2 protein-coding genes are annotated in these 2,712 nt (G+C 28.9%); both read right to left on the bottom strand.

What is annotated here, in order from left to right:
- The coding region (locus QM536_09785; protein ID MDI9357300.1) for a capsule assembly Wzi family protein at positions 1–1,742 on the bottom strand (1,742 nt) is incomplete at its 3' end.
- Positions 1,735–2,637, bottom strand: a complete 903-nt coding sequence (locus QM536_09780; GenBank protein MDI9357299.1) for a hypothetical protein — start codon at positions 2,635–2,637, stop codon at positions 1,735–1,737. The genes QM536_09785 and QM536_09780, both read right to left, overlap by 8 nt.
- Positions 2,638–2,712: the final 75 nt, after the last annotated feature.

Here is a 2,712-nt window from a genome sequence, read left to right as displayed (position 1 = left end):
TTTTTATAAAAGGGCTGAATGATTTTTATTTGAAAAAAGTAGTTATAAGCATCTTGTGGGAATATAAGATTTTTTTGCTCTGTCCACTGTAGCTGCCAATGTTCTATTTGGGGTTCTAAAAAACTAAGCCATCTATAATCATATATATATGTATATTTAAAAGTAAAATGAAAAAAAGTATTCGTATATTTTAAGTAAACATTTGCGGAGCATCCATAGTGAAGCTCTGTCCAATATTTCCATGTATCAAACTGTGTGGATGGGTATCTGTATATAAAGTAACGAATATCATTATTATAATTCAATAACTCAAAATGAACAGAAAAAGAGTTTATATTTTTTAACCAGCTCAATTGAATATATTTGGTATTACTCCCTGGTCCTATCCCTGCTCCTAATAATTTTCCGTTGTTTGTATATCCATGTCTTACGGTATTGCTTGTGTACCAACTGTTGCGAGAATATACTCCCTCTATGGAATTTTGTTGAAGCTCTGTCATTTCAAAAAGAAGTTGTAAAAAATGATTTTTTTTGAGAGAAAATAATTTTGTTACTCCTAATGTAAATCCTCGATCCAAACTTGGATTTTTAAATATGTTTTCTAAACTTCTCCATTTTCCATAATTTCCGTATTCTGCATATATTTCACCCATTACTTCTGTAAAAACCCAACGAAAAGAGACAGTGTTGATGTTTATAGAATGAGTTTGATAGAGATCTTCTTTATAATTTTCTTCTTTTCGTATGGTGTTAAAAAATGGAACATAGTCAAAGAATGTATTCAGATTCTTGGTATAAAGTACCTGTGTGCTACTTATTCCTAAAAAGAGACCTTTTATCCATTTTGGATTCCATACAAAATTTATTCCTGAAATATACCTATCATCTCTTATTTTTTCTGTTGAAACAAGCGATGGAGTAAAAGAAAACATATTTACTTTTTCTTCAAATAATCTATAATATCTGATGGGATTTCGTTTAAAAGTATTATGAGTATTTGTGCTTGGGGGTACGGTACTGTTTTCTAATAATCCTATGATAAATTGAGTTTCAAAAGTTCCCATTTTTGTGAGAATGGGGTTCTCTGTTTTTACAAAAAAATGTAAAAATCCTTGAGCATTATTACTCATAACAAGTGCATTCTTTTTAGCAGGTCCCCACCACATATTTTGATTAGAAATGCCAAATCTAAAGCTTTTTAAAGATATTTTTAAAAATGTTTCTCCCAATAATAATCTCCTATAAGATGTATGTCCATATCTTTCAGGGTAATCTATCCAATACTGCAGTTGTTGTGCAGGATGGTCTGCGGGCATTTCAAAAAAGTTCTCATTAGGAGCATATATAAGTTCTGGCATAAGCTGGGCAGATAACCATTTATATTGAAAAAACATTCCTGTTGTTAAAAAATATTGAGAACCTTTTGCTGCTATAAAAGCCCCATCGTTATAAGAAGATGGTTTGAAAGAATTATATTGATACGCAAGTAAAGTAGGGAGAATCTTGATATGTATATTTTTAATTTTTGTATCATAAAAAAGCAATGATGCATCATTACAAGTATATATATCTAAAGGGTAATTCATAAAAGAGTTATTAGAAGTGTCTTTTAATGATTGCCACCGACAAAATTCTTGATGAGGAGTAACATGTAAAGATAATGTTTGCGCTTTTAAATAATAGGTGTTCAATACAGTAGAATAGAAAATGATAGAAAGAATAAAACCGCATATATTATTCATTTTCTAATTTTCCCATTTTACCTATTTTATAATGGTATTCTCCGAGTTTATACATTTTTAAATACTCTAACATACGAGGATAATATTTAATAATATTTTGTTTAAGTTTTATATTCTGTTTTATCTTTTTTTTACATACCTCTGGAAATATGTTTTTATATTTATTAGCTATATAAAAACGATTTCTCACCATATAATAGGTTCTTATGGGATTATGGACTTGACCAAATGTTTTCTTTTTTAATGGGAAAAATCTATTTCTATACTTCTTGGAAAATCCTATTGAATGCGACAAATGTTGCAAAACAGTTTTGAATACGTAGAAACCTTTTTCTATCACCCTGAGGCAATATTCATTATCTACCTCGTCTATAAACAAATCTTCATTAAAATATCCTAATTCTTTGCAAATTTCCATATTTAAAAGCATCCCTGAAGTGATTGCTTCAAATGTATCTGCATATATTCCACGATAATACAAATGGCTCCTATCTAAATAAAGGACTTCTTTTATGGGGGAATGAGCCATATAACTTAACAAAGCTACGTTTTTATTTTCTTCTAAAAATGCAGATCCATCTTGAAAACTTACATCACTGTAAATAAAGGAACTATCCTGATCCACAGTAAGAATATATTTATATCCTTTTGATAAAGATATAGATATTATAGAATTGAGTGTATGGGCTATTCCTTGATTGGAGTCATTTATGATACAAGTAACTTTGTTACCCCATCGGGTTATAATTTCATCTATTAAGTGATTATTTGTAAAAGGTTCGGTATTGTCTACTATGTACAAAAAATCTATTTTATCTATATAAGTAGATATATGCAAAAGAATATCTTCGGGCGGATGATAGAGAATAACTAATCCTAATATTTTAGAGTGCATTGTAATAATGTAACATTTTTAATACATAAAATACTTTAGTTTAGAGGTTATATTTTTTGAAAAAGCTCATTACTT

The organism is Chitinophagaceae bacterium (genome assembly GCA_030053935.1).
Classification (GTDB): domain Bacteria; phylum Bacteroidota; class Bacteroidia; order Cytophagales; family JASGCU01; genus JASGCU01.
The sequence above is the reverse complement of the archived record's forward strand: the minus strand, read 5'-3'. Positions and strand labels throughout refer to the sequence as shown.